We start from the raw sequence: 26,539 nt of genomic DNA, 5'->3' as shown, positions 1-26,539 counted from the left end.
CCACCGGCGACATTAACCGCGAAACGCTCGTCCGTCAGCAACAGACGCAACGTGTTACAGATCCAGTTCCCGGTCGGCTGCTGCGCGGCAGCAATGACGGAGATCAAATCCTGCACAACCTCCACGTCACTCAGCCCGGCAGAGTGGACCAGCATGCGCGAGGTGACGTCCGGGCCGGGACGCTCCCGCTTCTCCTTCACCAGCCGCATGATGCGCTCACCGACGCGCGTGTACGCGGCCACCGGGTCGTCGCCCTCGCCGGCGTCCAGGGAGATGCGCAGGTCGTCGACGAGGCGCTCGGTGTCCGTGTCCCCCGCCGGCATCCCGCACATCCACAGCACGCCACGGGCGGGCAGCGCGTGCGCGTACATGCTCATCAGTTCCGCCCGGCCACTGCCGGAGAAGGAGGAGATCAGCCGCGCCGCGATCAGCTGACACTCGCGGGCCAGCTCGAACTGGTCCACCCCTTCCAGCGCCTGGGTGATCACGCCCGCCCGGCGCTGGTGCTCGGCGCCCTCGGTGAAGAGCACCGACGGCTGGTAGCCGACGTACGGCAGCAACGGCCAGTCGGGCGGGATGTGCTCCCACTGGTTCCAGCGGCGGGAGTCCCGCGCGAACAGTTCGTCATGGGCCGTCACATAGCTGACCTCGGGGTAACCGAGCACCAGCCAGGCCGGGATGCCGCCGTCGAGCAACACCGGCGCGACCGCTCCGTGCTCCCTGCGCAGGGCGCGGTACAACTGCGAAGGCGTCTGCTGGTACTCCAGCCCGGCCAGGTGCACGGCGGAGCCGTGCGCGGGGCAGCCCGGCGGAGGGGCGTCCGTGGACAGGAAGCCGGTGGTGTCGCTCACGGTGTGCTCTCCTTGGCCAGTGCACGTGTGTACAGGTGGTCCACCAGAGCGATGAGGACCTCCTTGCCCGACGCCCTGACGCGGGCGTCGCACTCGATCATGGGTACGTGCTCGCCCAAGGCGAGTGCCTGACGGATCTCGTTGAGGGAGAACCGCTTCTCGTCGCCGTCGAAGCGGTTGACCGCCACCACGAATGGTGTGCCGTGGTGCTCGAGCCGGTCTATGGCATACCAGCAGTCCTCCATGCGACGGGTGTCGACCAGGACGACCGCACCGAGGGTCCCGGCGAACAGGCGGTCCCAGAGGAACCAGAAGCGCTCCTGGCCGGGTGCGCCGAAGAGGTAGAGCACCATGCGGTCGTTGAGGCTGATGCGGCCGAAGTCGAAGGCGACGGTCGTGGTGGTCTTGCGCTCCACCCCGGTCGTCTCGTCGACGCCCTGTCCCGCCTGGGTCATGACCTCTTCGGTGTTCAGGGGCCGGATCTCGCTGACCGAGCGCACGAGGGTGGTCTTGCCGACCCCGAAGCCGCCCACGACGACGATCTTCAGACCGGTCTCGGCCGCGGCGGTCAGCGGTGTGCGCTGGGAGGGCAGCTCAGAGGTTGTGGAGCCCATGGAGCACCTCCTGGAGCAGGGCGGTTTCTGGAAGGCCCGCGACGGACGCGGCCGCGCGCGGGTGACGGGCGCTGACCTTGCCCAGGGCGCACAGGTCGCCGAGCAGGATGCGCACCACGGTGATGGGGAGTTTCAGCTCGGCCGCGATCTCCACCACCGCGGTGGGATGCCGGCACAGCTCGAGAATGCGGACGTGCTCCGACTGCATGCCGGTGGAGGGCTCGCACTCGGTGACGATCAGTGTCACCAGGTCGAGGGACGAATCGGCTTCGCTCCGGCCTCCCGTGACCATGTACAGCCGGTCCGGGGCGCCGAGATCCACGGGTTTGCGCATCACGCCGGGGCACCCCGGTCGGCGGGCTTGCGGGGCTCGGCCCGCAGATGGTCCCCGATCTGTTCGACCATTTCGGTCATCTGGTGGCCGACGACACCGGGATCGGCGCTCTCCTGCGCGACGACCGCGAGGTGCGCGCCCTCGCCCGCCTCCACGATGAACAGAAGGCCACCGTGGAACGCGGTCATCGAGTGCCGAACGCCGCCCGATCCGTCGCCGAACTCCACGGAGGCGCCCTGGGACAGCGCCTGCATGCCGGAACAGATGGCCGCCAGTTGGTCGGCCTGGTCGACGGTCATGTGTTCGGTCCAGCAGAGTTTCAGACCGTCGCGCGAGAGCACGAGAGCGTGGCGCGTGCCGGGCGTGCGCTCCAGCAGGTTCTTCAGGAGCCAGGTGAGGCTGTTGTCGGTGGTCTCCATGATGGGTGGGGTCGGCTGCCGACCGGTGAGGTCACCAGCCGCTCCCGTGCCTCCAATCCAGCGAAGTGCGGCGAAAAGTGCGGCGAATCGGTGTCGGGGTGATGGGCTGCTGCGGCCTGCCGACGAAAGGGGCCCGGCCCTCAGGCGTCGGGGGCGGAGCCGTGCGTGTCCCCGTCGGCCGAGGCGCCGCCGGCGCGCCGCCGACCGCGGTGGAAGGCCCCGAACCGGCTCCCCGCGTCGCGGGCGGGACCGGACTCACGCGGGTCGGCGGGCGTCTGAGTGGCCGACTTGCGCCGGGTGCGCTCCGCCTCGGCCATGGCGCGGCCCGGGGCCCGGACGGGCAGTCCGTTGGCGGTGGCCCCACCACGCCCGGCGGACACGTTCGTCGTGGACGTAGACGTAGACGGGGACGGGGACGGGGGCAGCGACGGGGGTGGTCCGACCGGTGCCGGGCGTACGGGCCGCGGCTCGTCGGCGGGGTGCGCGGGCGAGTGCAGTGCTGGTACGGCCTGCCTCGGCCGCTCGGCCGGGACAGGCTCGTGCCGCTGGGCGACCAGTTGCGGCGGAATCAGGACGACGACGCCCGTGCCGCCACGCGAGGAGGGCCGGTAACTGACGCTGATGCCGTACTTGACGGCGAGTCGCCCCACCACGCTCAGCCCCAGCCGGGTGCCTTGCAGCGAGGCGAGGTCGGTGACGCGGCCGGACACGGACTCCACCGCCCGCCGCATCGCCGCGTCGGACATCTTCAGGCCGCTGTCCTCGATGGTGACCACGAGGCCCGCGCTGCGTTCCTCCACGTAGACGTGGACCTCGTCGACGGGTGGGGAGAAGTTGGCGGCGTTGTCCATGAGTTCGGCCAGCAGGTGCATGACGCCCTCTGCCGCGAAGCCGCTGATCGCGGCCCTGCTGGAGGAGTGGAGGCGCACACGCCGGTAGGCGGCGATCCTGCCGACGGCACCCCGCAGGATGCTCTCCATGACGATGGGCTTGTTCCACACGCGGCTGGAGCGGCCGCCCATCAACAGGGCGAGCCGGTCGGTCATCAGACCGAGCTGCGAGGTGCTGTGGTCCAGACGCAGCAAGTCGCCGAAGACCTCCTCGCCATGCCGTTCCTGCATCTCGCGCAGATCGGCGAGCATGCTGACCGTCTTGGCCTGGACCCGGCTGAGGGCCTTGGCGGACGCGGCCTGCGCGGCGGCGGAACGCCGCTCGCTGTAAGCCAGTTCGCGGACGAAGCGTTCGGCCGACGACCGCAGCAGAACGTTTTGCGGCCAGTCGAACCTGGCGAGCACCGTATCGGCGGAACTGCCCTCCCGCAGCAGGGCGATGGCGGCGGGGAGCGTTTCCTCGGTCACGCGCCTCAGCTCGGCCGTGTCCCGTTCCAGCCCGGCGCGCACAGCTTCGAGTCCGGACTCCGCGGCGAGGGCGCGTCCGATCGATGCGGACAGCTCGGTGCCGTAGACGCGCAGCAACCGTTGCAGGTGCGGGTCGGAAGGGAGGGTGATCGTCGACAGCACCTCTTCGAGGCCGGTGCCCTTGCGTACCTGCTCGGTGACGTCCGGCAGAATCACGTCGACGAGCCGGGACGTTTCGGCAGCCTGATGCCGAAACGCGCTCCTGGCCTGTTCCAGTTCGCTACCCTGCGCGGCCGCGCGCCGGTGAGCCCGGCCTACCAGGACCGAGGCCCGGCCGACCACCACCGCGATGCAGATCCAGGCGACGGCCACCACGCCCCACACCCAGCGCCGGCCGTCCTCGGGAGCGAGGACGGCCGCGGTAGCGGCGCCCGCGGCGGTGACGGCCAGGATCGCGGGCGGCGCGAACGGCGAGACGGGCGCCGCCCCTTTTGCGCTTCGGCGCTGGCGGCGGCGAGCTGACATAGACATTCCGCGGTCCCTCGGTCCGTGCATACGGGGCTGTGTGGACGACTGAGCATCACCGATGCCAGGGAAGGGCGGCCGAACGAAGGACGGCGACCCTTCCGGTTGTGGATCACCGTTCATGCTAGTCACCGACCGGAGCGCGGATGACCGGGCGATGCGTTCGTTCCCCCACGAATTCGCTTCGTCGGAAAACAATCACTACCACACGCTTTTATGGTATTGGGGATCAGTCTCACGAGGCTGTTCTGCGAGCGCGGCGAATGCGGACATTCACGCTCTTGTTCTGTGATGTGTCACGCCGTGCGCCGCGTCGTGAGAATCAGGAGCGTACAGATCACGCCAATCACCGGTCGACTGCCGAGTGTTCGGCCAGGAGAGATCACCTCAGTCCCGGGCGAAGCGGCCCCTCACCACGGTCGGCTCGGCCCCGGGTGGCCGGTGGACGACATCCGCCGCCACGCCGGGCAGCACTCTGGCAGTCCAGCGGAACGTCACTCCCGCCCGGCTCTGCCGACGACGGCTGGGCCGGGGTGCGGCTCTTGAATCATGCGCCCTGCTACCTGGCCCCGGCCGCCACCGGCACACCGACATCCGGCCTTCGCGGGACTCACCGCCCATGGCTCAGTGCGGGGGCTGGACGGTGACAGCCCCGACCACTCTTGCTGCTGTCACCAATCAGCGCTGCCCGGATCTGGCGGGATGACCCGGCGAGCGCACGGCGCAGCGAAGTCATCCTGCTTCAGCACGGGGGCGGTTGGTCGCGGTTGGGACCCGGACGGGACCACGGCACGGGCGGGAGGGCATCGCGACATCGGTGCGGTGGCACGCGGGAGCGGAGGGCGTCGGAGCGCCGGAACGGCGCCTCGCGTCCGCCGGTGGGCGGTAGCGCGCGGGCGAGGTCGATGCGGGGGAGCAGCATGGGCGGCGGGCGAGCCAGGCCATCACCGAGATGACCGGCATCGCCGCCGACCGCGTCGCGGTACTGTCCGGCCCGAACCCGGCCCGCGAGATCACGGCCGGTCAGCCCGCCGCCACCATCGCCTGCCCTGACAAGGCCGCCGCCCACCGCGTCCAGCGCGCGTGCCACACCCCCGCACTTCCGGCCCTGCACCTCCACCGACGTGACCGGTTGCGAGCTCGGTGGAGCGGTGAAGAACGTCATCGCCCTCGCGGTCGGCATCGCCTCCGGCATGGGCACGGGCCACAACGCGCAGGCCATGCTCATCACCCGGGGACTGGCGGAGACCACCCGGCTGGCCACCGCGATGGGCGCTCACCCGGCCACCCTCACCCGGCCACCCTCGCCGGGCTTGCCGGCCTGGGCGACCTGGGCGACCTGGGCGACCTGGGCGACCTGCTCCTCCCCGCTGTCGCGCAACCGTACCTTCGGCACCCAAGTCATCGGGACCCACTGACAACGCCCCTTTCCGCGCGGACCGGCTCCCGGCATCCGGCCGGGCGGCCCGGCACATGGCTTTCGACGTCGACCTCGACGAGGTCAGCCTCCGGGACGCATCCGCCTTCCTCGGCCCGCTCCTGGCCCGTACCGCCCTCCACCTCGCCGCAGCCGACGTCCCTCTCGCCGAGCGGATGCTGGCGTGGCCGCGGATCGCCGCCGCAGACCCGCCCCTGCACGACCGGCTGCTCGCCTCCCACCTGACCGCCCACCCGCCCGCCGCAAGCACCGACACCGCGGACGCCGAGACGGTCTGAGAGTGGTGGGACCAGGCGATCGACGTCACCGCGCGGCTGCTGGCCGGCCGGCCGACGCCGGAAGGCGTCCGCCTGGCCGCCATGGTGCTGGACACCTGCCCGCCCGAGCGGAACGGGAGCGGGCCCAGCGGGTGGTGGACGAGATCATCGCCGCAAACGCGGTCGGCGGAGGGGGATGAGAAGGCGCGGTCAGCGACGACACGCGCGCCCACAACGAGGAAGCCACCCGTGCGGCCATCGACCGGCTCCTGCGGGGGCGACCTCCCGCAGGGCGGGAGGCCGACCTGAAGACGCTGGCGGCCCAGGCCGGAGTGACCCGCACCGGCTTCCACTCTGGGAAACCGCGACGGCACGACCCGGCCCGGCCCGCCCCCTGCCAGCACCTTGCCGAGAAGTTCGAACGACGGCTGAAGGCTACCCAGGACGCCAGGGAGATCGGCGCACCTCGTCGTCCAGCCGCCGGCGTTCCTCAGGGTCCGGCCCGGTCTGCCAGGTGGCGAGCAGGAACAGCGCCTCGTCGGCGAGGGCGGCGTTCCAGCGGACGGCCGTGGTTCCCGCCGGGGCGCCCGCCTCGGTGCCGCCTGCCGACCAGACTCGCAACAGGACGAGGGCTTGCGACATGACCGGTTCGAGCACCTCGTAGTGCTCGCCGGGCCCGCCCGTCTCGAGACGCAGCGCGATGTGGTGACCGTCCACCGGCAGGCCAAGCGTCCGACCGCGGGCCGGAGGCAGACGGTCCGCTCCCGGCACAAGGCTGCTCAAGAGGCCTGGACGGTGTACTTCTCGTGCGGGATGCCGCGTTCCCACACCGTCTCCAACGCGGCGGCACACAGCGCGACGGCGGCCGGATCGGTGGTGCGTTCCTTGCCCTCCGGTGCCCAGTCGCCGGTGCCGGTGAAGTGGTGGACCTGCACGAGCGTGTCGTCCAGGAGCCAGAAGTCGTTGCCGGGCAGCGCGATGTCGGAGGCGTGGCGGCGGGGCAGCCGGCGCACGTCCTTTCCGGCCCGGAGGCTGAGCGGGGTGATGGCGTGCTCGTAGCGGATGTAGTCGGTGACCGGCTCGGAGACGATCCGCGCCCGGCGCACCACCACACCGCGAGCCACCGCGTCCTTCACGAGCGGCCTCCACTGGGGCCAGAACGAGCGGCGCGGGTCGAGATGCGGGACGCCGGTCTGGAGGAAGGCGGCGTAGTCGTCGGTTTCGTCTCCGACGGCGTACACGTCGCGCGTCTCCAGGTGGGACGCCGTGTGGTGGGTGTCGGCGAGCAGCTCAGCGAATGTCGAGGTGTTCGGCGGCTGCGTGTTCAGCGGCATCGCACGCCTCCCTCGGAATCGACACCATGCAGGCCGGAATCCGGATCACCGCTCGTTCGGGGGAATCCCGGACCTGTGGCCGGCCACCCACTCGGTGGAGCCGACCAAGTCCTTCAGGAGTTCGTCGGCTTCCTCGCCCTGGAGGACCAGGTCCGCGCTCTCCTCTTCCACCCACGCCGTGGGCGATCCCTCGCCTCCGGTGTTCGGGTCGATCCCGGCGAACCGTAACGTCGTACTTCTCTCCCCTGCGACGTCGTTGCGCATAGTTGCGCGCACCGACCGTCCCGCAGCCAGGAGGGCCGGTCAAGGGGACGTCGGTGGGGCTGACCCACTGGTCGCGGAGCAGGTCAGCCCTCGCAGGTCAGTTCGAGCCGCTGGCGAAGGCGATCGACGAGGTCATCGGGAACGGCACCTCCGCGGAGGTCCTGAAACGCTGGAACCTGTCCGGCGAAGCCGTGGCCAAGTCCTGCGTCAACCCTCCCGGCCTGCCCCGGACCGGCAGGGGGGTGAAAGACGGCGGGGGAACAGCCGGTTGCCCCGGTCATGACGCCGTCTGCTCGCGCGTCAGGTCACCAGGCCTTGGCACCTGCGGGCACCAACTGCGTGGGGATGTGGTCCGACGCCGTACCGCGCGGTTCCCGGCCATCGGCCGGATCGCCGGTGACTGGGGCGGCGGCTGGGGCCTCGCCGAGGAGGCGCTGTGGCACGCGGCGGACGGGCGGCGCGAGGCCACGACGCTCGTGCACGCTGCCCGCCCACTTCGGCTGTCCTCCATGTACGCCCTGCTCCAGGTGCCGCACCTGGAGCACATCGCGCACGAGCGCCGGGGCGAGCCGGCGCCGGTACTGCTCGCCACGGCGGCCGACGGGGAGCCGGTGGCCCGCGCGATCGTGGACCGGCTCGTCGAGGAGGTGACGGTCATGGCCATGGTCGCGCTGACCCGCCTGTACCTGCTGGACGAACCGGCCCCGGTGCTGCTCGGCGGCAGCTTGCTCACCGCCGGACTCCCGCGGCTGAACCTCGGCATCCGGGCCCTGCTGGGGCCCACGCGTCCAAGGCCCGGGTCCGGGTCGTCACCGCGCGCCCGGTGCTCGGCGCGGCCCTGCTGGGTTTGGACCGGCTTTCCGCCCACCCTGAGGCGCTGACGCGGGCGCGGGCACACGGGGAGGTGTCCGGAAAGGGCTGTTGACGGGAAAAAGCGGGTTTCTCCGGGCGATTGCCGGGATTGCCCGCCCTGCCGGAACCCGCGCGGCTAGTTTCCCCGGGTCTTGCAACCGGCGAAAGGACAGCCCATGGAACACCAGTCCATATCCCGATGGCTCCGGGCCCGGCGCGCGGCCGCCGTCGGACTCGGCACGCTCGCGGTGCTCGTGGGGGTCACCGCCGGGACGGCGGCCCCCGCGAGCGCCGCCACCGCCGCCCCCGACCCGGCCCAGCTGACGGGCCTGACGCTGACCTCGGTGAGCAACGGCCGCGGTCTGGACGTGCAGAACGGCAACACCGGCGACGGCGTCTTCCTGGTCACCAACAGCGCCCCCGGCTACCACCAGAAGTGGAACGCCAACCTCGGCCCGGGCGGCTCCTTCACCCTCGTCAACGACGCCACCGGCAAGTGCGCCACCGCCGGGCTGCCGCTGACCCAGCAGCCCTGCGACGGCCGTAGCGGCGAGCGCTGGTACTTCCAGCCCGTCGCCGGCGGCTCAGGCGCCTTCATGGTCCGCAACGCCCAGGACGACAAGTGTCTGGACGTCTGGTACAACGGGCAGTACAACGACGCCTGGACCGACACCTACGGCTGCAACGGCAGCCAGGCCCAGCAGTGGCGACTGCCCGCGAGCGCCCAGCAGGCCGCCGTCGCGGCGGCCGTCGACCACGCGGCGGCCCGCTGCGTCAAGGACACCTCCAGCTGCTCCTGGCGCACCCGGGTCCAGGCCCCGGCCGCGCCGCTGCCGCAGCAGTGCGTCTCGCCCGTCTGGTACAACGGCACGACGGCGGCGGTGCCGTGGACGTTCTCCATGAAGCGCACCACCGGCTGGGGGTCGGAACTGGGCTTCACCCTCGGCTCCGACCTCGGCACCGGCGGCGCGTCCCCGGTCACCGCGAAGATCAGTACGCAGATCAGCGGCAAGGTCACCCAGAGCCTGACCGACGAACTGGGCAACAGCCTCACCATCAGCGTGCCGCCGGCGCAGTACGGCTGGGTCGCCCTGTCGGAGCTGGCGACGAAGGTCACCGGCACCTGGACCTTCGACGTGAACGGCTACCCCTGGACCGCCGACGACACCCTGACCGTCCCGCTGCTCAGCGACGGCCAGGGCGGTGCCAGCATCTACCTGGCCCGGACCAGCGACACCTTCTCCGGCTGCGGCAGCGCTTCCTGACCGTCCCCCGCCCTACGCCCGCCGGGTGAGCGGGTCCTCGGGCCGCCGGCCCGAGGACCCGCTCACCCCGAGGAGCCCGACCTTCGCGAGGGGCTCCAGGCCCAGTCCCGTCCGAACGCCGAGACGCGGTAGGCCCGCCCACGACCTGCCCCCGATCCCGTGACTACCGGCTTGGCATCAACCCCTGCCAGTACCGAGGCCGTCGCCCACGCCCTCCGTCCACGAGCTCCTGCCACCCGGTCAGCGGTTTTCCGGATGCCCTGGTAGCCGGGGCCGAGTCCGCGGCGCTTGCGGGGCCTTGGCGCGGCGGACGCCGTCGCCGCGGCGGAGGACTGGTCGGCGACGGAGATACCGAGGCGCCGGCGGGCGGAGGTGGTCGCGGGCGCCACCGTGGCGAGGGCCTCCGCCAACTCAGCTCCGACGGCGCTCAGGGCCTCGGTGAGGGTGTCGATCGCATCCTCGGCGGCCGCCGTGCTCCACCCGCCCGGACCAGCGGCGTCCGCGAAGTGACAGGCGGCTTCGGCGGCCTGTCCGGCGCACCGCTCCGCCCCTGGTGCTGCCTGATCCGCCAGCGCTGCCCGGCCGGCGCTGCTCGCGCTGCGCCGGCTGGTGGACGCCCTTGCCGCCGAGGCGGGTTCCCTGCTGGGCCGGGACGGGTGAGCCGACCTAGCAGCTTGTCCTCGGTCGGACCTGTAGGGCCTCGCGGGTCCGATCGGGGCGGACCGGCTAGTCGGGTGAGGCCGGAGTCGTTGCCGTCCCCACCGTCGTGGCGCTGCATGCAGCCGAGCATCGAGCGCACTGCGGACGTTGCGCTACGGTGCCTTCGGCTGGACGCGCACCGCCACCCGCCGCAGTGGGGCGCGCTGAGGAGACGAGGTGCGGTAAATGTGGGCTCAGTCATCCGACTGCCCAGGTCAGAGAAGAGCAAGAGGAGGCCGACCGTCGCGGTGAGGAGGACGGCCGGGTGTCCAGCAGTGCGGCGTGGTGCGGGCGCGGCATCAGCAGCGGCGGCCCAGGAGCCGGGCGGGACTGGGGCTGAGCCGCAGGCTGGTCTAACGCGGGCACTCCCATTGGCTTTCGAACGGGAGGGAGTTGTTGTAGATCCAGCCCTTGAGGACCTGGCTGCCGTAGTACGCGGTGACGTGTGTCCACCTGTGTCCGTACAGGTTCGTTGTGGTGCAGTCGTAGACGAGCTTGGTCTGGCCGCTGAGGGTGTAGCCGGGTGTGCAGTCGCCATACGGGCCCGCTTGATGCAGCACAGGGGCTGAGCTCTTGGGGTATGTCACCGATCCGTCCAGGGGTCTCCAGTTCGCCGACGTGCACGCGGCGGCGCCAGAGGGAGCGGCTTGGGCCGGCGGGGCGGCGAAGAGGAATGAGGCGATACAGGCACCCGCCAAGGCGGCGCCACTCACTGAGCGTCTGAACACAGCTGCCTCCACCTGTCGTCATATTCGCTTCTTGGCGGAAGATAGAGGGCGCCCGTCAGCGGGTGAAAGACCTGCTTTGCGTCATCGTCGGCCGCACTGGACCTCGCCGGTACACCGTGCGTGCAGTCCCCGGTCGGCCGCCGCGGGGAGACGAGTGGGTGCCCAGGGCGTGGCCCGGTACGGGCGCAGCGGCGGCGGCCCGGGAGCCGGGGCGAAGCCATCCGCATCGGGCGTTGGCAGCACGATTACGGCTGTGGCCCGGAACCGTCAGCGGTCATTTCCATCGACACACTCTGGTTCACAGCCACCGCTGAGCGGCTTCGACGCTGTCGCCGCCGCTCGTATTGAACGCGATCGCCGCCTTCGGCGCATACCGCCGCACCAGATTCACGACCTGCTCGAAGAGCGGCAGAAGCGGTTCCGGCTTGCGGATCCCGCCCCCGATGACGACAACGTCCCAGCCGTGCTCGGACAGTGCTGCAACGATCGTCGACTCGGCAGACTCATCCAGCTCGATCAGCGTCATAGACGCATCGATGGCGTGCTGGCCGAAGCGGGCCAGCTCCTGGTCGAGGGCCGCTCGGACGGCGTCTCCGTCCATCCCGGGCACTGCACGCGGGTCAATTCCGAGAATGAGAACGCGGGGCATGCCCCAGAGGACGAGCAGCCGATCGTCCAGGTTCCCCCCGCACGAGTCTGGTGTCCGCGGGAGTGATGACGCTCTGGGGAAATACGTGACCGTCGACACCGTACGGAAGTGCGGGCGCCGAGATCCTCGGCGGTCAGGACGCGGTCGGCGGACAGCGACAGACCAGCGTCCGTCGACTGCGACGACGGGTGCGCTCAGGGGCGGGGCTCCAGCTTTTCCAGGGCGCCGGTCCGGGTGTCGTAGCTGCGCAGGGTGGTGAGCCAAAGCGACAGCGGCGGCGCCGGCAGCAGCTCGGAAATCCGCCGGTCGGCGAAAGCGCCGTCCGGCCGAGGGTGATGTGCGGGCTCCAGCGCCCCGGTCGGTGCAAGGGGTTGAGGGTCTCGGGCGGACTGCCGGAGGCCACCGCGTCCCACACCCCGGCGGTGCAACCCGGCCAGCGCGGAGTCGAGGTCCAGCGCCCAGGCCAGTACCGAGATGGGCCGCTCGAAACGGACCACACCGGTGCACCGCGCCGGCAGCGGCAGGGTGGCGGCCACTTCGGCGAGTTCCCAGCGGGTCGCAGCGGTGAGTTCCGGGCAGGCGGCCAGCGTGAGGTGGGGACTGTTGGTCGGTGAGCGGTGGCGTGCCTGACTGGGCAGCCCCGCGTCCGCCAGCCGTCGCCAGGCATTCCTGACCGCCAGATCCGCCGCCTCGTCCCACAGGAGCTCGACCGGGTGCACCGCCGCAGGCTACCGGCGATCGCCCGCAGTTCCGCCATCCGCCGGCCGTCAGACCGGAGGCTCGTCGGCCGCTTGGGGCCCGCCCTTCCCGTCCCCGGCCTGTGCGAGGTGCCGGACGAGCGCGCGGGCGACCTCGCACGCGGCGGGCGCCGCCCAGCGCCGTCGGTGCCGGGCCAGTCGTACGGGTACGTCGGCGAGAGGCGGGCCGTCGAGGGCGATCCGGCGCAGCCGTCCGTCGCGCAGGTGCTCGGCGACGGTCGTCGCCGGCAGCAGGGTCAGGCCCAGGCCCGCCGCGGCGCAGGAGCGGGCCGCGTCCACGCTGCCGAACCGGGTGACTCGCGGGCCCGCGCCGGGCGCGGCGCGCAGCCGCTGTTCGAAGGCGTCGCTGTACGCGCAGCCCTCCTCGAGGAGGAAGAAGCGCTCGGCCGCCAGATCGCCCCAGGCCGCCCGGCGGTCACGCCCGGCCAACGGGTGGCCGGGGGCGGCGACGAGGGCGAGGGCCTCGCGGGCGACCGGTTCGGTGGCGATCTCGCGGGACTCGGTGTCCTCGGTGTCCGCGGTCATCAGCAGCGCCAGGTCGAGGTGGCCGGAACGCAGCCCTTGCAGGCACTCCTCGGTGCCGGCCGCGCGCAGGTCGACGTCCACGTCGGGGTGTTCGGTGCGCAGGGCGGCGATCACGGCCGGCAGCCGGGTGGCACACAGCGATTCGGGCGTGCCGACCACCACCCGCCCCGCGACGGGCCCGTCCTCGCCGGCCGCGGAGCGCAGCCGGGCCACGGCGTCGAGCACCTCCTCGGCCTCCGCGAGGAGCCGTCGGCCGGCGTCGGTGAGCAGGGCGCCGGTGGGCAGCCGGTCGAACAGCGGCACGCCGAGGTCGCGTTCGAGAGTGCGGATGTGCACGGTGACTGTGGACTGCGCGAGGTGGAGTGCGGCCGCGGCGGCGGTGAAGCTGCCGGTGCGGGCGAGGGTGGTGAAGGTCGTCAGAAGTCGCGTGTCCACCCGCGCAGCTTATGCGGAATCCCGATGGGGTGCATCACCATCCATCGTTGGACGCGATGGGGGCAGGGATGTCAGGGTTTCCCCATGACCGACGACACGACCGCCGCCGCCGCCACCGATACGACGACCACCGCTCCGGCCCACGGCGGCCCCGGCGCGCCTTCCGAGATCCTGCGCTACTCCGCGTTCACCCGCACACCGGAGGGCGGCAACCCCGCCGGGGTCGTGCTGGACGCCTCCGGGCTGGACGCGGCGGCCATGCTCGCCGTCGCCGCCGAGGTGGGCTACTCGGAGACCGCCTTCGTCACCGCCGCCGATCCGGACGCCCGGCGTTTCACGGTGCGCTACTTCAGCCCGCTGGCGGAGGTGGCCTTCTGCGGGCACGCGACGGTGGCCCTGGCCGTCGCCCTCGCCGATCGGCTGGGCCCCGGCGACCTCACCCTGGACACCCCGGCGGGCGCCATCGCGGTGACGACCGCCGCCGACGGCGCGGGGGCGGTGCGGGCGACGCTCACCAGCGTGCCGACCCGGTCCCGCCAGGCGCTCGCCGACGAGTTGGAGGCCACCCTCGCGGCCCTCGGCTGGAGCGCGTCGGACCTCGACCCCGCGCTGCCGCCGCACGTCGCCTTCGGCGGCAACGACCACCTGGTGCTGGCCGCGGCCTCCCGCGAGCGGCTGGCCGCGCTCGACTACGACTTCGACGCGCTCGCCGAAGTCATGCGCCGGTACGGCTGGACCACCGTCGACCTGGTGTGGCGCGAGTCGCCGCGCCGTTTCCACGCCCGCAACCCGTTCCCCGTCGGCGGTGTCGTGGAGGACCCGGCGACGGGCGCGGCGGCGGCCGCGTTCGGCGGCTACCTCCGCGCCCTGGGGCTGATCACCGAACCTGCGGACATCGCGGTGCGGCAGGGCGAGGACATGGGCCGCCCGAGCGACCTCCTCGTCGGTGTGACGCCCGAGGACCCCCGGGTCCGGGTCACCGGCACGGCCGTGCTTCTCCCCCGCTGACGGCCCGCCGGCGGCGCGTCGTGCGGGTCGGCCGCGGCCTCCCGCGAGCGGCTGGCCGCGCTCGCGGGCTCCTCGATGGCTGCCGGCCGCAGTTGCGCGGCCCGGACCGGCCCACGTCGAGTGTGCAGGCCCGGTCGAAGTGCGCTGGCGGGCAGTCCGTGAGCGTGTCCGGTCTCGGTGTCAGCGGGCCGGTGCCGCAGGACGCCGTCGTCCCGGACTCAGACCGGGCGGGGGCCGGCATCGGCGACCCGGAACACCGGCCAGCCGATCTCGGTGCGCCACTCCTCGGCGGCCGGGGTGTCGCGCGGGCCCACGAGGTAGGTCTCGCGCACCGGCCCGGCCACGGCGAGGGCGTGGTCGGCGACCCACCTGCCCAGCTCGCCGTAGGTGACGTCGATGGTGTCGTGGGACCCCGGGTGCACGGTGACCGCCAGCTCGGCGGGCGGCAGTTCGGTGCCCCGGACGCGCCCCAGGTCCGGCACGGGCTCGGCGACCGGGACGTACACGAGTACGTCCCCGCGGCCCTCGCTGAACAGCGCGTTGTCGTAGAGGCCGCCCGCGGGGCCCGTGGGCGCGTCGACGACGGCGTCCAGCTCGGCCATCGCGCCCGCGTACCAGGACAGCACCTCCTCGTGGGTGACCGTGCCCCGTACCGCGGCCACGCGCCGCGCGGGCGCGTGGCGCAGCTCGACGGCGACACCGGCCGGTTCGGGGCGCAGCAGCCGTCGCAGCGACGCGACGGCCGCCTGGGTCCGCGACAGCTGGTCCTGGAGCCGCTGGAGGTGCTCGCCCACCAGGTGCGCGCGCACGGTCGGGTCCGGGGTGAGCAGGATCCGCCGGACGTCGGCGAGCGGTACGTCGAGTTCCCGCAGCCGGGAGATGACCTGTGCGCCGGGGATCTGGCCGGGGTCGTAGTACCGGTAGCCGCTCGACGGGTCCACGTGCGCGGGTTCCAGCAGCCCGGCCTCGTGGTAGCGGCGCAGCGTACGGATGCTCAGGTGGGTCAGCCGGGAGAATTCGCCGATCGTCAGCACGCCCCCACTGTGCACCCTCCCCCCGGGGGAGAGTGCAGCGCTTGACCCGGGTGCCGCGGGAGGCGGCACGCTCCGGCACATGACCAGCATCCCTTCCTTCTCCCCCGACCTCGCGGGGCGTCTCGCCGTCGTCACCGGCGCCGGACGGGGCACCGGCGCCGCGATCACGGCCCGCCTGCGCGCGGCCGGCGCCACCGTGCTCCCGACGGCCCGCACGGCGCCCGCGACCGCGGCGGCCGACCCGCTCTTCGTCACGGCCGACCTGACCGCCCCGGACGGCGTCGACACCGTGGTCTCGGCGGTGCGCGACCGGCTCGGCACCCCGGACGTCGTCGTGCACACGCTCGGCGGCTCGCATGCGCCGGCCGGCGGGTTCGCCGCCCTCACCGACGCCCACTGGCAGGACGAGCTCGCCCTCAACCTGCTGGCCGCCGTACGCCTCGATCGCGCCCTGCTCCCGGCGATGCGGGACGCGGGCCGGGGCGCCGTCGTCCACATCTCCTCCATCCAGCGCCGGCTGCCCCTGCCCGACGCCACACTCGGCTACGCCGCCGCCAAGGCCGCGCTGACCACGTACAGCAAGGGCCTCGCCCGGGAACTGGCCCCGCACGGAGTACGGGTCAACGTCGTCTCCCCGGGCGCGATCGCGACGGAGGGCACCACGGCCCTCGTCGCCCGCATCGCCGACGCACAGGGCATCGACCGGGCCGCGGCCTGGGACCAGGTGCTGGCCTCGCTCGGCGGGATCCCCCTCGGCCGTCCGGCACGCCCCGAGGAGGTGGCCGAGCTGGTCGCCTTCCTCGTCTCCGACCGCGCCGCCGCCATCACGGGCGCCGAGCACACCATCGACGGCGGCACGGTCCCCACCCTCTGACCCCACCCCGCACCCAGGAGAGCACCCGCATGATCCCGAACGGCCTCCCCGGCCTGCCCGTCCGCATCCGGACGTACCTCGACGCCCACACCCGCCACGACGCGCCCACGGCGGCCGGCTGCTTCGGCCCCGCCCCGGTGGTCGTCGACGACGGCCGCACCCACCGCGGCCGCGACGCGGTCCGGGCCTGGCTCGACAGGACCTCGGCCGAGTACACCTACACGACCACCCCCCTCACCGCCGTCCCGCACGACGACCTGCGCTGGACGGTGACCCAACGCCTCGATGGCGACTTCCCCGGCGGCACCGTCGACCTCGCCCACGCCTTCACGCTCGACGATGACGGACGTATCACCGAGCTCACCATCACCGCTGTCACGCTCGTGCGACCCGAGCTGGTGGGGAAGTCGGTGCCGCCGGCGCCCGGGACAGTGCCGGGCGCCGGTGACACCCTGTCCGCTGGTACCGCGCCCGGCCCGGCCTCTCTCCCCCAGCGGCGTCGCCCGCCTCAGCACGTGACCCGGTGGCCGGGCCCGTGAGTCGTGCACGAGGTCGCAAGAGGTCGGTCGCCATCCGGCTGTCGAGTCGGCCCGTCAGATGACCTCTTTCTCCTCGGTGACCATCACGGCCACCGAGTCCATGTCGATGAAGCGTGCCTCGTCGGGGTTGACCAGCGTCCGGTAGTTCTCGGAGGCGAAGAAGGCGTTGTGGTCCGCCCAGTCCTCGAACCAGATCTCCGTCAGGCCGTCGTAGGCGCGGGGCGGGTAGTTCTCGGCGGGTACCGGGTGGGACACGGTGTACCTGCGCACGTAGCGCCCCGCCTCCGGGATGGAGGTGAACAGCGGGGCGTGCCGGTCCCGGTGGTGCTCGACGAAACGCTCGTACGACATTCCCTCAACGCGGTTGATCATGAAGATGAGCTTCAGCATGTGGTTAGGCTAAAAGCTCACATCAATGTCAAGGGCAAGTGGTGAGGGGTCCGGTATGCGCATCGGTGAACTGTCCGCCCGTACCGGAGCCAGCCGCCGGTCGCTGCGCTACTACGAGGAGCAGGGCCTGCTCGTCAGCTCCCGCTCGCCCAGCGGACAGCGCCACTACGACGACGAGCACGTCCAGCGGGTGCTCCTCGTGCAGGCGTTCCTGGCGGCGGGCATGTCCAGCGGCACCATCGCCGAGATGGTGCCCTGCATGACCGAGCCGAGCGAGGACAGGGCGCGGCAGGCGCTGGAGATCATGGGTCGTGAGCGGGCCAGGCTGTCCTCGGCCATCGACGGCCTCGCCGCCGCCAGGGACGCCCTGGACCACCTCATCGAGGCCAACCACGCCTACCTCGCACGATCGGCGGACGCCGAGGTCTGAATCAGGGGGTCGTTCGGATTAGCGGGTGGACCAGAGGAAGGTGCCCGCGAGGAAAGCCTGCTCGGCCTCGCCGCCCGCAGCGAACCGGTCACCATCACGCTCGAAGACCGCGCCGACCCGGCCTGAACGGCACTGGCTGGCGGGGACGGGGTCGTCACCGGCGCCCGGACCACGGCCCAGCGCAAGACGGCGGTGCCCCTCTCACTCCATTCGAGCCCTCTGACCTGCCGGTTCAAGGTTCCTCGCAAGGTTCGCCCCAGGACAGTCGGCCAGGATCGGTGACGTGTTCCGGACCAGGCGGCCCCGCCCGGTCCGCCATCATCCGGTCCCGGCTGGTGACCAGCACCCGCAGGCGGGGCTGCCCGGCAGCAGCGGCAGGACCTGCGCGGAGTCCAGGGCGTTGTCCAGGACGACGAGCACCCGTCGGCTGGCCAGCAGACTGCGATACAGCGCGGCCTGGGCGTCGAAGGCCGCCGGAATCCGCCCGGGGTCGACACCAAGCGCGTCGAGGAACCCGCGGAGCACCACCCGGGGGTCGGCCGGCTCCCCGGACGGGGTGAAGCCGTGCAGGTCGACGAAGAGCTGCCCGTCGGGATAGTGGTGTTGCCGGCGGTGCGCCCAGTGCAGTGCGAGGGAGGTCTTGCCGACCCCGCCGATACCGCAGACCACCGTCAGCGGCAGGGTGGCGCGCGGCCCGGCCCGCGAGGGTCTGGTCCAGCACGGCGAGTTCGGCTTCCCGGCCCACGAAGTGCGCGGGCGGCGCGAGTAGTTGCCGGGGCACGGCAGGCGGGGCTCCGGCGGGCGAGGCGGTCGGGGCCTGCGGGGCCTCCTCGGGCGGGGAGAGCGCGGGGTCGTTGGCGAAGATTTGCCGGTGCAGGCCGAGCAGGTGCGGGCCCGGGTCGGCGCCCAGTTCCTCGGCCAGCCGGCGCCGCCGGCCCTGGTAGTGGGCGAGGGCATCGGAGGCGCGGCCGGACCGGTACAGGGCGAGCATGAGCTGACCGGCCAGCCGCTCGTCCAGCGGGTGTTCGCGGGCCTTCACGGTCAGCTCGGACAGCGGGTCGCCGTGGTGCCCGGCGCGCAGGCGCAGGTCGACGTGGGCGAGTTCGGCCGCCAGCCGCTCGCGCAGCAGGGCCTGGCGCTGGTCGTCGAACCAGGAAACGTCTACGGTGCGGCAGCGCTGTGTGCCGGCCGCACTGCTCGTGGACACCCGGCGCTCCTTGTGGGACCGGCGGTGCGCACGCGCGGACGGCGAGTTGTACGGCGGCGGCCGGCTCGGGGACGAGCCGGGCGGGCGGAGCGCGGGCACGGCGGCCGGACGGGGGCCGCTACGGGGGCGGTGGTGCCGCATGGGGGGCCGACGCGCTGCGCGGGTCAGGCCGGTACGGGCCGCACGGGCCCCGCATGACGGACCAGGACAGGCGGTGGCCCAGGGGCCGACGGGCGTCCGGGCGGGCGGCGGGCAGCAGCTCCTCAGCGTCCGGAACGAGCGCCGGGCGAATCACGGCCAAAGACCGGCCGGTCCGGTCGACCACACGCCGACCGCGGCCGCCACGCGGGACGGACACGTCACCGGCCCCCGACGGCCGCCGGGCAGCGGCCCGCCGCACCACGCCTCTCCGGCGCCCGTATCCGCGGCATCCCCCGAAACCGGATGACGCACCTCTGGGAGCGGGCCGAGCGTTTCAGGTCCCGGCCTGCCCGGTGCCCAGTGGACGACGTCGGATACCGGCACCGTGAGCAGCTTCCGTGCCAGGGCCGGCGTCGTGTTCCAGGCGCTCGGTGGCGGTGGCGAGCCGTTCGGCGGGCAGGAGCCGCGCGCGCAGCTCCGAAGCGGGGAGGAAGTCTGGGTCGCGGACCGGGCCGGACCCGGCGGGGCCGGTGCCCAGCGGGCGGCGTGTGTTCATACCCAGAGTGTCTCCGGAAACGGGGCGCCGGGAGGTGGGCATCGTGTAAGAGGGCATCGGCTTTCCTGTGTTCCCAGCGAAACTGTCCCCCGCCCGGCCGGCCCCAGTGCCACGCGGCCGGCGACGCGGGCCCGGTCGGCTTCTGTGTCCGGCCGGAGTGCCCGCATCACCGTCGGCATCGTCTGTGCCGCCGCGCTCCTCGTCCTTACCGCCCGCTCACCGTCTACCGCCGGGACTCGGCCGGTGTCGCTTCGGTCGCGGGGGCGTCGCGCAGGCCGAGCCTCAGGTGCTCGACGTGGAAGAGGGCCTGTTCCAAGAGCTCGGCGACGTGGTTGTCGTAGAGGGCGTAGACGATGGAGCGGCCCCGGCGTTCTCCGGTGACGAGTCCGAGGTTGCGCAGCAGGCGGAGCTGGTGGGAGCAGGCGGAGGCTTCCATGCCCACGGCTTCGGCGAGGTCGCCGACCGCGCAAGGGCCTTCCTGGAGGCGGGCCAGGATGTACAGCCGCGAGGGGGTGGCCAGGGCCTGGAGGGTGGCGGCGACATCCGTGGCCCCCGCCGCGTCCAGGCGCTCGCGAGGGGTGGCGTGGTTCGTGTCGTCAGCTCCGTGGCCCATGACGCCCATCCTACCCGGCACATATGAAGATCTGTTCATATGTTCCTGTACGGTGGATGTGTTGCCGCCTTCCGCCCCGAAGGGTTGTCGTGTCATGTCTTCTGCCCTGCTCCAGCGGCCTGAACGGGCAGCTCCGGCCGCCGCGGGTACGGCGCCGAGGCGCCGTACCCGCGTGTTCGCCCTGGCCGAGGCTCGCTGGGCCGCCGCAGCGCTGGTGCTGTTCCTGATCGCGCTGCCGCTCCAGCTGGCCGGCGCACCCGCCTGGGCGTGGGGCCCGCTGTACGCCGCCGCCTACGTCACCGGTGGGTGGGAGCCGGCGTGGGCGGGGCTGTCGGCGCTGCGGGAGAAGACCCTGGACGTGGACCTGCTGATGATCGTGGCCGCCATCGGTGCGGCCGCGATCGGGCAGGTAATGGACGGCGCGCTGCTGATCGTCATCTTCGCGACCTCCGGCGCGTTGGAGGCCCTGGCGACCGCGCGTACCCAGGACGCGGTGCGCGGTCTGCTCGACCTCGCCCCCACGACGGCCACCCGCCTGGCCGACGACGGGAGCGAGGTGACGGTCCCGACTGAGGACTTGGTGGTCGGGGACACCGTCCTGGTACGGCCTGGCGAGCGGGTCGGCGCGGACGGGCGCGTCCTCGCCGGGGCCAGCGAGGTGGACCAGGCCACCATCACCGGCGAACCCCTGCCGGTGGCGAAAGAGACCGGGGACGAGGTCTTCGCCGGCACCCTCAACGGCGCCGGCGCGCTGCGGGTCAAGGTCGAGCGGGACGCCTCGGACTCGGTGATCGCCCGGATCGTGGCCATGGTCGAGGAGGCTTCCGAGACGAAGGCGCCTACCCAGCTGTTCATCGAGAAGGTCGAGCAGCGCTACAGCCTGGGCATGGTCGTCGCGACCCTGGCGGTCTTCCTGCTCCCCCTCGTCTTCGGCGCGGACATGACCGGCTCGCTGCTGCGGGCGATGACCTTCATGATCGTGGCCTCGCCGTGCGCGGTGGTCCTGGCGACGATGCCGCCGCTGCTCTCGGCGATCGCCAACGCCGGACGTCACGGGGTCCTGGTGAAGTCCGCCGTGGTGATGGAGCGTCTCGGGCAGGTCGACGCGGTCGCACTCGACAAGACGGGCACGTTGACCGAGGGCACCCCTCGCGTCACCGACATCCGTCCTCTGGACGGCTCCGGCCTGACCGGGGACAGCCTGCTGGCGCTGGCGGCCGCAGCCGAACACCCCAGTGAACACCCCTTGGCCCGCGCCGTCGTCGACGCCGCCCGCACCCGCGGCCTGGCCATCGCCGGCATGCGGGACTTCACCTCCAGCCCCGGCATCGGGGTAACCGCCACCGTCGACGGCCACACGGTCGCGGTCGGCGCACCCGCCCGCCTCCTCGACGGCCATGACGACCTCGTCGCGGCCCGTGCCGCCGAGGTCGCGGCCGGCCTGGAGGACGGTGGCCGTACGGCCGTCCTGGTCCTGCGCGACAGCGTCCCCGTCGGGGTACTGGGCATCGCCGACCGGCTGCGTCCCGACGCCGCCGCGACCGTCGCCGCCCTGGCCACGCTGACCGGCAGCGTCCCGATGCTGGTGACGGGCGACAACTCGCGCGCCGCCACACGCCTGGCCGCCGAGGTCGGCATCCCCGGCGACGAGGTCCAGGCCGGATTGCTGCCCCAGGACAAGGTCGAAGCCGTACGGCGTCTGGAGGCGCGAGGGCGCAAGGTGCTGGTCCTGGGTGACGGAGTCAACGACGCCCCCGCTCTGGCCGCCGCACACACCGGCATCGCCATGGGTCGCGCCGGCTCCGACCTCGCCCTGGAGACCGCCGACGCCGTCATCGTCCGCGACGAGCTCGTCACCGTCCCCAAGGTCATCGCCCTCTCCCGGGCGGCCCGCCGTCTGGTGGCGCAGAACCTGGTCATCGCCGCAGTGTTCATCTCCGGCCTGGTCATCTGGGACCTGGTCGGCCACCTGCCCCTGCCCCTCGGTGTCCTCGGGCACGAGGGCTCGACCGTCATCGTCGGTCTCAACGGGCTGCGGCTGCTGCGCGACGCCGCCTGGAACCGCGCCGCCAAGGAGGTACGGTGAGCCGCCGCGCCAAGAAGGCCGCCCCCGCTTCCGGGGCGGCCCGGCCCACCGTCACCGTCTGCCGCGGCTGCTGCTGCGGCACCCCGGCCAAGGTGCCGCGCCTGGACCACGAAGCCCAGCTCACCGACCTGCGCGTCCGGTTGGCAGAAGTCGCGATGGTCCGGCGCACCGACTGCCTGGACGCATGCGAGCGGGCCAACGTCATCGTCATCCAGCCCTCCGCCGAAGGCCGCAAGGCCGGCGGTCGCCCGGTCTGGCTCGGGCAGGTCAACGACCCCGGCGCCGCCGCCGACATCGCCACCTGGGTCAAGAACGGCGGCCCCGGCCTTGCCGAGGCACCCGACATCCTCGACCTCTACACGTTCAGCCCGTCCCGCCGCGTCCGCCACGAACTGGAAGACTGACCAGCCCCGGCCGGGGCCCCGCACTCGCCACCACCGCGTACAGACGCCGCTCGGCCACCTGGCGTGCGTCCGCGAACCCGAGAGGCAGCCGCGCTGTGCCCGTTCTCGCGGCAGACCGCGGCCTGCCCGCCGTCGGCACGGCCCCGGACACCGAGCACACCGCCTCCCGAACCGGTCACTGACCGCTTATGCACAATCAAGGGGAAACGCGGCCCACGACGCCGCTCGCTCCGATGACCTCGCATGCGGCCATCAGGGCCTTCAGCTACTTCCGATGGCGTCGAAGGATTTAGGTGTCACACGTACAGCGATATCTAGCCGGCGATGCGGCGGGTGGTGACGTTGATGCGGTTCCATGCGTTGGCCGAGGCGATGGCCATCACCAAGGCCGCCAGAGTCGGCGCGTCGAAGTGCTGGGCGGCCTGGTTCCAGATGTCGTCGGGTACGCCGTCGGGGTTGTCGGCGATGCGGGTGACCGCTTCGGTAAGTGCCAGGGCCGCGCGTTCCTGATCGGTGAAGTAGGAGGTCTCGCGCCACGCTGCCACGGTCCACAGTCGCTCATCGCTCTCGCCCGCCTCATGGGCCCGGTGGGCATGCAGGTCCACGCAGGTGGAGCACCCGTTGATCTGAGCGGCACGCAGTCTGACGAGTTCCAGGATGTGGTGGGGAACGCCGCTGCCTTGCAGGAACTGTTCCAGCGCGGCCAACGCCTGGTAGCCGCCGCCTGCGAGGCGGTACACGTCGGGCATCCTTGCTTCCATCGGCTTCTCCTCATGCATGACAGGTGGTCACGGGAATCCTTGGTGACGGTTGCCCTGCCTCACGCCCTCCCGGACGGGTCCGGAGGCATCGAGCATTCCCCCCGGGGGCGGCAGAGGGCTTTGCGCTGCTGGCCGCTTTGTGGGGCGTCGCCTCTCGCGGGTGTCAGCCGGCGCGAGCCGCGATGAGGCGGTCGCGGGCAGGCGGCTGCCAATCGAGGACCGGGGTGAGCGCGTTGAGTGTGGCGGAGCCGGGAGTCAGGCGGAGCATCAGGTCGCGCAAGGCGGTGGCGGGCGCCGAGTGCCATTGCGCGACGGTGCCGATCCGGCGGGAGCGGCGGGCGATCATCTGGGTGCGGGGGCGTCGGTGGCGGTCGTAGGCGGCCAGCGCGGTGGCCACGTCCGGGGACGAGTCCAGGAGCACGGCCAGCGTGACTGCGTCCTCCAGCGCCTGGTTGGCCCCCTGACCCAGGTTGGGCGTCATGGCGTGCGCGGCGTCGCCGAGGAGCGCGGCACGCCCGGTGACGAAGCCGGCCAGCGGCGGCAGCTCATAGACGTCGTGGCGCATCACCGCGTCCTCGTCGGCGGCCGCGAGCAACAGGGGGATCGGATCGTGCCAGTGTCCGAAGCGCCGACGTAGCTCGGCCAGCTCGCCACCGGGACTGCGCTGTCCCTCGGGGGCGTTGGCGACGCAGAACAGGTAGGTGCGGCCATCCGCGAGCGGTGCCATCCCCACGCGCTCACCGCGTCCCCAGCTCTCGCCTCCTGCCGACAGCCGCCGGCCTGTGTCGACGACGAGACGCCATGTGGTGTAGCCGGCGTAGCGCGGCGCCGGGGCCTGTGGCCAGAGCGAGTGCCGCACGGTGGAGCGGATCCCGTCGGCGGCTACCAGCAGGTCGGTCCGCGAGACGCCCTTGTCATGCTCGGCCTCGACCCGTTGGCCGCGCGAAGTGACCTTGGTGACCCTGGTGTCCCCGCACAGGGTGTCCGCCGGAAGGGCCGCACGCAGGATGTCGAAGAGCCGGGCACGGTGAATCATCACCACGGGGCCGAAGCGCCTGGCCAGCTCCTGGGTGTCGGTCCGCGCCAGCCAACGGCCGGACATGTCCCGGACACCCGCCTGTGTCTCGGCCAGGGCCTGCGCACGTACCTGCTCCCCCACGCCCAGCGCGTCCAGCGCGCGCACCGCGTTGGGCCACAGTGACAGCCCCGCTCCTACCTCACCGAAGGCGGCGGTGCGCTCCAGCACCTTCACCCGCCAGCCGATCCGGGTCAGCGCGACGCCGGCGGCCAGACCACCGATCCCGGCGCCGACCACGATCGCGGAGCGCTCTCCGGTACCACCGGGGTGTGCTGCCTCTCCCATGAAACCCCCCTCTACATCTGTAGTGGACAGCCAGAGACTCTACACTTGTAGAGGCAGATTGCGAGAAGAGGGGGAAACCAGTGGCCCGAACCACGCTCCGCCGGCAACGGCTGGCCGACGCGGCCATCAGCACCCTGGCCCGTTCCGGCATGCGCGGACTCACCCACCGCGCGGTCGACCAGAGCGCCGATGTCCCGGCGGGCTCGTGCTCGTACTACTTCCGTACGCGCCAAGAGCTGCTGCAGGCCGCCGTCGAGCGTCTGGCCGAACTGGACATCACCGAGATCGACGAGCGCCCCGCCCTCACCGGGCCCGCGAGCACCGTCCAGATCGCGGAGGCCACCGCGGGGCTCATCGAGCACTGGACCACCGCTGGACGCGAACGCATGCTCGCTCGCTACGAGCTGGCCCTGGAAGCGCCCCGCCGCCCGGAGCTTCAGGCCGCCCTGCACAGCGCGGGCAGCCGCCACCGGGCCGTGGCCGAGAACTTGCTCGCCGTCGCGGGCGTACCCGACCCTGCGGCACACGCGAACGCGTTCGTGGCCTTCCTGGACGGCGTCCTCTTCAACCAACTGACCGCGGCAGCCCCACACCGGCTTACCCCCGAGCAACTGCGTCGGACCGTCCTCAGCCTGATCCACGCATGCAGGGCACCATCCTCAGCCTGATCCACATCAGCAGTCGGCCAGAATCCGGCGCACGTCCTATCGAAGGTCCAGCGCGCGTACGCCCGGCGCGGTCAACACCGCGGCCACGACCTCGCCGACCACGGACAGCCCGTCTCCGCCGGCCGGCTTAGTTCACGGCAACCGACAGCGGGTGCTGCTGAGTTGCGGAGGCGTTCGGTGGTCGTCGGCCGCCTTGATGGTCATGGGATTGACGGCAGTCGTGTTCCGGAGGCGCCGACTCGTTCCGTGCTGCGGACTGTTCACGACCATGGACGTAAATGAGTGCTGTCGCCGGTCTCTGCAGTGGCACTATGCGGTGTCATGGAAGACGACCGCACCAGCAGGTTTCAGGCAGGCCAGACGGGACTCATCATCAAGATCCCGGACGCGGAGCCGGCCGTCCGCGCATGGCGTGAACGACTCGATCCGTCAGCCCGAGCAGGAGTACCGGCACACGTGACGGTGCTTTTCCCGTTCCTCGACGAGAACCGGATAGATGCGGGGGTCCGCTCGGCTCTCAGTGTCGTGCTCGGCAGTCATCATGCCTTTGACCTGCGGTTTGAGAGCTGTGGGCGGTTTCCGGGGGTCGTGTATCTCGCTCCCGAGCCAGACGCGCAGTTGCGGCGGCTCACCAAGGCGATCGCTGACCGGTGGCCCGAAGCGCCTCCATACGGAGGCCAGTTCACCGAGATCGTGCCCCACCTGACCGTCGCTGACGGACAGGACGATGCAGTGCTAGACGAGATCGAGGCTGACTTGCTCAGCAGGCTTCCCGTCACGACCCGGGTCTCGTCAGTTGACCTCATGGTGCATGACGGCGCGCAGTGGCAGGAGCGGGCGTCGTTCGCACTCCTTGAATGAATCCGGCCCCCGCGCGGCCGACACCGACTGACCGCGCGACGGCTCCCGTCCCGCGACCCTGGCCCTCGCCCTCGCCCTCGCCCTGCGCCCTGCGCCCTGGCCTCACCTGGTACCCCACTCCGCACGCCCCCCGGCGTTTCTTTGCCGCGTGCGCTCGTCGTCGCGCTGGGCGCACTCGGCCTGGCCGTGGCAGGTGCCCCCTCCCCCGCAGGACACCTCCGCACCTCCACCCCCACACGATCACGCGATCACGACGAGCGGCGTGCGGCGGGTGGGTTGCTGCAGGGGCAGCAGTGGTG

At 72.3% G+C, this 26,539-nt stretch carries 28 protein-coding genes and 4 pseudogenes; 12 read left to right on the top strand and 20 right to left on the bottom strand.

Annotated elements, in window-relative coordinates; all coding sequences use genetic code 11:
- From ACZ4SV_RS15840 to ACZ4SV_RS15820, 5 genes are all read right to left on the bottom strand, one after another.
- A partial coding sequence (locus ACZ4SV_RS15840; RefSeq protein ID WP_468004775.1) for a cytochrome P450 family protein occupies positions 1-851 on the bottom strand: 851 nt, incomplete at its 3' end.
- Entirely contained in the window at positions 848-1,465 is a 618-nt protein-coding gene (locus ACZ4SV_RS15835) for a GTP-binding protein (protein WP_468004773.1), read from the bottom strand. The genes ACZ4SV_RS15840 and ACZ4SV_RS15835, both read right to left, overlap by 4 nt.
- Positions 1,446-1,802, bottom strand: a complete 357-nt coding sequence (locus ACZ4SV_RS15830) for a DUF742 domain-containing protein (RefSeq protein WP_468004771.1) — start codon at positions 1,800-1,802, stop codon at positions 1,446-1,448. Before ACZ4SV_RS15830 ends, ACZ4SV_RS15835 begins: the two co-directional genes overlap by 20 nt.
- A complete protein-coding gene (locus tag ACZ4SV_RS15825) occupies positions 1,799-2,218 on the bottom strand; it encodes a roadblock/LC7 domain-containing protein (protein WP_359278587.1) in 420 nt (139 codons plus the stop codon). Before ACZ4SV_RS15825 ends, ACZ4SV_RS15830 begins: the two co-directional genes overlap by 4 nt.
- 140 nt (positions 2,219-2,358) lie before the next feature.
- Positions 2,359-4,107, bottom strand: coding sequence for a sensor histidine kinase (locus ACZ4SV_RS15820; protein ID WP_468004768.1), 1,749 nt, complete (start codon positions 4,105-4,107; stop codon positions 2,359-2,361).
- A gap of 919 nt (positions 4,108-5,026) precedes the next feature.
- On the opposite strand from ACZ4SV_RS15820, the pseudogene ACZ4SV_RS15815 reads away from it, so the two are divergent.
- Both ACZ4SV_RS15815 and ACZ4SV_RS15810 read left to right on the top strand, forming a co-directional pair.
- Positions 5,027-5,504, top strand: a pseudogene (locus ACZ4SV_RS15815) (NAD(P)H-dependent glycerol-3-phosphate dehydrogenase); the annotation flags it as partial.
- A gap of 70 nt (positions 5,505-5,574) precedes the next feature.
- The gene (locus tag ACZ4SV_RS15810; protein ID WP_468004766.1) at positions 5,575-5,817 is read left to right on the top strand and encodes a hypothetical protein; all 243 of its coding nucleotides are present in this window, start codon (positions 5,575-5,577) and stop codon (positions 5,815-5,817) included.
- A 414-nt stretch (positions 5,818-6,231) separates the two neighbouring features.
- Here the strand turns inward: ACZ4SV_RS15810 and ACZ4SV_RS15805 are convergent, their stop codons facing one another.
- The 3 genes and pseudogenes from ACZ4SV_RS15805 to ACZ4SV_RS15795 all read right to left on the bottom strand — a co-directional run bounded on the left by ACZ4SV_RS15805 (position 6,232) and on the right by ACZ4SV_RS15795 (position 7,394).
- Positions 6,232-6,513, bottom strand: coding sequence for a hypothetical protein (locus ACZ4SV_RS15805; RefSeq protein WP_468004764.1), 282 nt, complete (start codon positions 6,511-6,513; stop codon positions 6,232-6,234).
- Between the two features lie 62 nt (positions 6,514-6,575).
- A complete protein-coding gene (locus tag ACZ4SV_RS15800; RefSeq protein WP_468004762.1) occupies positions 6,576-7,130 on the bottom strand; it encodes a DUF6879 family protein in 555 nt (184 codons plus the stop codon).
- Positions 7,087-7,394: pseudogene (locus ACZ4SV_RS15795) on the bottom strand (hypothetical protein). Before ACZ4SV_RS15795 ends, ACZ4SV_RS15800 begins: the two are co-directional and overlap by 44 nt.
- A 324-nt stretch (positions 7,395-7,718) precedes the next feature.
- Between ACZ4SV_RS15795 and ACZ4SV_RS15790 the strand changes: the two are divergent.
- Positions 7,719-8,319 (top strand): annotated as a pseudogene (locus ACZ4SV_RS15790) (ATPase); the annotation flags it as partial.
- Between the two features lie 103 nt (positions 8,320-8,422).
- Entirely contained in the window at positions 8,423-9,511 is a 1,089-nt protein-coding gene (locus tag ACZ4SV_RS15785) for an RICIN domain-containing protein (RefSeq protein ID WP_468004760.1), read from the top strand.
- Positions 9,512-10,563: 1,052 nt separating this feature from the next.
- On the opposite strand, the gene ACZ4SV_RS15780 is transcribed toward ACZ4SV_RS15785, so the two are convergent.
- From ACZ4SV_RS15780 to ACZ4SV_RS15765, 4 genes are all read right to left on the bottom strand, one after another.
- Positions 10,564-10,770, bottom strand: coding sequence for a hypothetical protein (locus tag ACZ4SV_RS15780; protein WP_468004758.1), 207 nt, complete (start codon positions 10,768-10,770; stop codon positions 10,564-10,566).
- A 466-nt stretch (positions 10,771-11,236) separates the two neighbouring features.
- A complete protein-coding gene (locus ACZ4SV_RS15775) occupies positions 11,237-11,587 on the bottom strand; it encodes a hypothetical protein (protein WP_468004756.1) in 351 nt (116 codons plus the stop codon).
- Positions 11,588-11,781: 194 nt separating this feature from the next.
- Complete coding sequence (locus ACZ4SV_RS15770) at positions 11,782-12,306, bottom strand: 2'-5' RNA ligase family protein (RefSeq protein ID WP_468004754.1); 525 nt, start codon at positions 12,304-12,306, stop codon at positions 11,782-11,784.
- A gap of 48 nt (positions 12,307-12,354) precedes the next feature.
- Entirely contained in the window at positions 12,355-13,305 is a 951-nt protein-coding gene (locus tag ACZ4SV_RS15765; protein WP_468004752.1) for a LysR family transcriptional regulator, read from the bottom strand.
- A gap of 84 nt (positions 13,306-13,389) precedes the next feature.
- On the opposite strand from ACZ4SV_RS15765, the gene ACZ4SV_RS15760 reads away from it, so the two are divergent.
- The gene (locus tag ACZ4SV_RS15760) at positions 13,390-14,313 is read left to right on the top strand and encodes a PhzF family phenazine biosynthesis isomerase (RefSeq protein ID WP_468004750.1); all 924 of its coding nucleotides are present in this window, start codon (positions 13,390-13,392) and stop codon (positions 14,311-14,313) included.
- 218 nt (positions 14,314-14,531) lie between these two features.
- Here the strand turns inward: ACZ4SV_RS15760 and ACZ4SV_RS15755 are convergent, their stop codons facing one another.
- On the bottom strand, positions 14,532-15,347 hold the full coding sequence (locus tag ACZ4SV_RS15755) for a MerR family transcriptional regulator (protein WP_468004748.1): 816 nt from the start codon (positions 15,345-15,347) through the stop codon (positions 14,532-14,534).
- Between the two features lie 79 nt (positions 15,348-15,426).
- On the opposite strand from ACZ4SV_RS15755, the gene ACZ4SV_RS15750 reads away from it, so the two are divergent.
- The gene (locus ACZ4SV_RS15750; RefSeq protein WP_468004746.1) at positions 15,427-16,221 is read left to right on the top strand and encodes an SDR family oxidoreductase; all 795 of its coding nucleotides are present in this window, start codon (positions 15,427-15,429) and stop codon (positions 16,219-16,221) included.
- Between the two features lie 29 nt (positions 16,222-16,250).
- Entirely contained in the window at positions 16,251-16,760 is a 510-nt protein-coding gene (locus tag ACZ4SV_RS15745) for a nuclear transport factor 2 family protein (protein ID WP_468004744.1), read from the top strand.
- Positions 16,761-16,814: 54 nt separating this feature from the next.
- On the opposite strand, the gene ACZ4SV_RS15740 is transcribed toward ACZ4SV_RS15745, so the two are convergent.
- Positions 16,815-17,150, bottom strand: coding sequence for an EthD domain-containing protein (locus ACZ4SV_RS15740; protein ID WP_468004742.1), 336 nt, complete (start codon positions 17,148-17,150; stop codon positions 16,815-16,817).
- 55 nt (positions 17,151-17,205) lie between these two features.
- Between ACZ4SV_RS15740 and ACZ4SV_RS15735 the strand changes: the two genes are divergently transcribed.
- Complete coding sequence (locus tag ACZ4SV_RS15735; RefSeq protein ID WP_468004740.1) at positions 17,206-17,580, top strand: MerR family transcriptional regulator; 375 nt, start codon at positions 17,206-17,208, stop codon at positions 17,578-17,580.
- Positions 17,581-17,898: 318 nt separating this feature from the next.
- On the opposite strand, the gene ACZ4SV_RS15730 is transcribed toward ACZ4SV_RS15735, so the two are convergent.
- The 4 genes and pseudogenes from ACZ4SV_RS15730 to ACZ4SV_RS15715 form a co-directional block, all read right to left on the bottom strand.
- Positions 17,899-18,249: a hypothetical protein gene (locus ACZ4SV_RS15730; protein WP_468004817.1), complete on the bottom strand. Its 351-nt coding sequence runs from the start codon at positions 18,247-18,249 to the stop codon at positions 17,899-17,901.
- A gap of 253 nt (positions 18,250-18,502) precedes the next feature.
- Positions 18,503-18,928: pseudogene (locus ACZ4SV_RS15725) on the bottom strand (AfsR/SARP family transcriptional regulator); the annotation flags it as partial.
- 334 nt (positions 18,929-19,262) lie between these two features.
- A complete protein-coding gene (locus tag ACZ4SV_RS15720) occupies positions 19,263-19,484 on the bottom strand; it encodes a hypothetical protein (protein ID WP_468004738.1) in 222 nt (73 codons plus the stop codon).
- A 223-nt stretch (positions 19,485-19,707) separates the two neighbouring features.
- A complete protein-coding gene (locus tag ACZ4SV_RS15715; protein ID WP_468004737.1) occupies positions 19,708-20,097 on the bottom strand; it encodes an ArsR/SmtB family transcription factor in 390 nt (129 codons plus the stop codon).
- Positions 20,098-20,191: 94 nt separating this feature from the next.
- On the opposite strand from ACZ4SV_RS15715, the gene ACZ4SV_RS15710 reads away from it, so the two are divergent.
- Both ACZ4SV_RS15710 and ACZ4SV_RS15705 read left to right on the top strand, forming a co-directional pair.
- Positions 20,192-22,183: a heavy metal translocating P-type ATPase gene (locus ACZ4SV_RS15710; RefSeq protein WP_468004735.1), complete on the top strand. Its 1,992-nt coding sequence runs from the start codon at positions 20,192-20,194 to the stop codon at positions 22,181-22,183.
- A complete protein-coding gene (locus ACZ4SV_RS15705; protein WP_468004733.1) occupies positions 22,180-22,587 on the top strand; it encodes a (2Fe-2S) ferredoxin domain-containing protein in 408 nt (135 codons plus the stop codon). Before ACZ4SV_RS15710 ends, ACZ4SV_RS15705 begins: the two co-directional genes overlap by 4 nt.
- A gap of 314 nt (positions 22,588-22,901) precedes the next feature.
- Here ACZ4SV_RS15705 and ACZ4SV_RS15700 read toward each other — a convergent pair whose 3' ends face one another.
- Both ACZ4SV_RS15700 and ACZ4SV_RS15695 read right to left on the bottom strand, forming a co-directional pair.
- Complete coding sequence (locus tag ACZ4SV_RS15700) at positions 22,902-23,366, bottom strand: carboxymuconolactone decarboxylase family protein (protein ID WP_468004731.1); 465 nt, start codon at positions 23,364-23,366, stop codon at positions 22,902-22,904.
- 145 nt (positions 23,367-23,511) lie between these two features.
- Positions 23,512-24,711: an FAD-dependent monooxygenase gene (locus ACZ4SV_RS15695; RefSeq protein WP_468004729.1), complete on the bottom strand. Its 1,200-nt coding sequence runs from the start codon at positions 24,709-24,711 to the stop codon at positions 23,512-23,514.
- Between the two features lie 80 nt (positions 24,712-24,791).
- On the opposite strand from ACZ4SV_RS15695, the gene ACZ4SV_RS15690 reads away from it, so the two are divergent.
- Both ACZ4SV_RS15690 and ACZ4SV_RS15685 read left to right on the top strand, forming a co-directional pair.
- Positions 24,792-25,379: a TetR/AcrR family transcriptional regulator gene (locus ACZ4SV_RS15690; protein WP_468004727.1), complete on the top strand. Its 588-nt coding sequence runs from the start codon at positions 24,792-24,794 to the stop codon at positions 25,377-25,379.
- 321 nt (positions 25,380-25,700) lie between these two features.
- The gene (locus ACZ4SV_RS15685) at positions 25,701-26,240 is read left to right on the top strand and encodes a 2'-5' RNA ligase family protein (protein WP_468004725.1); all 540 of its coding nucleotides are present in this window, start codon (positions 25,701-25,703) and stop codon (positions 26,238-26,240) included.
- Positions 26,241-26,539: the final 299 nt, after the last annotated feature.

Source organism: Streptomyces sp. NPDC027672 (genome assembly GCF_055566335.1).
Note: the sequence above shows the minus strand (reverse complement) of the source record. Positions and strands in the feature narration are given on the sequence as shown.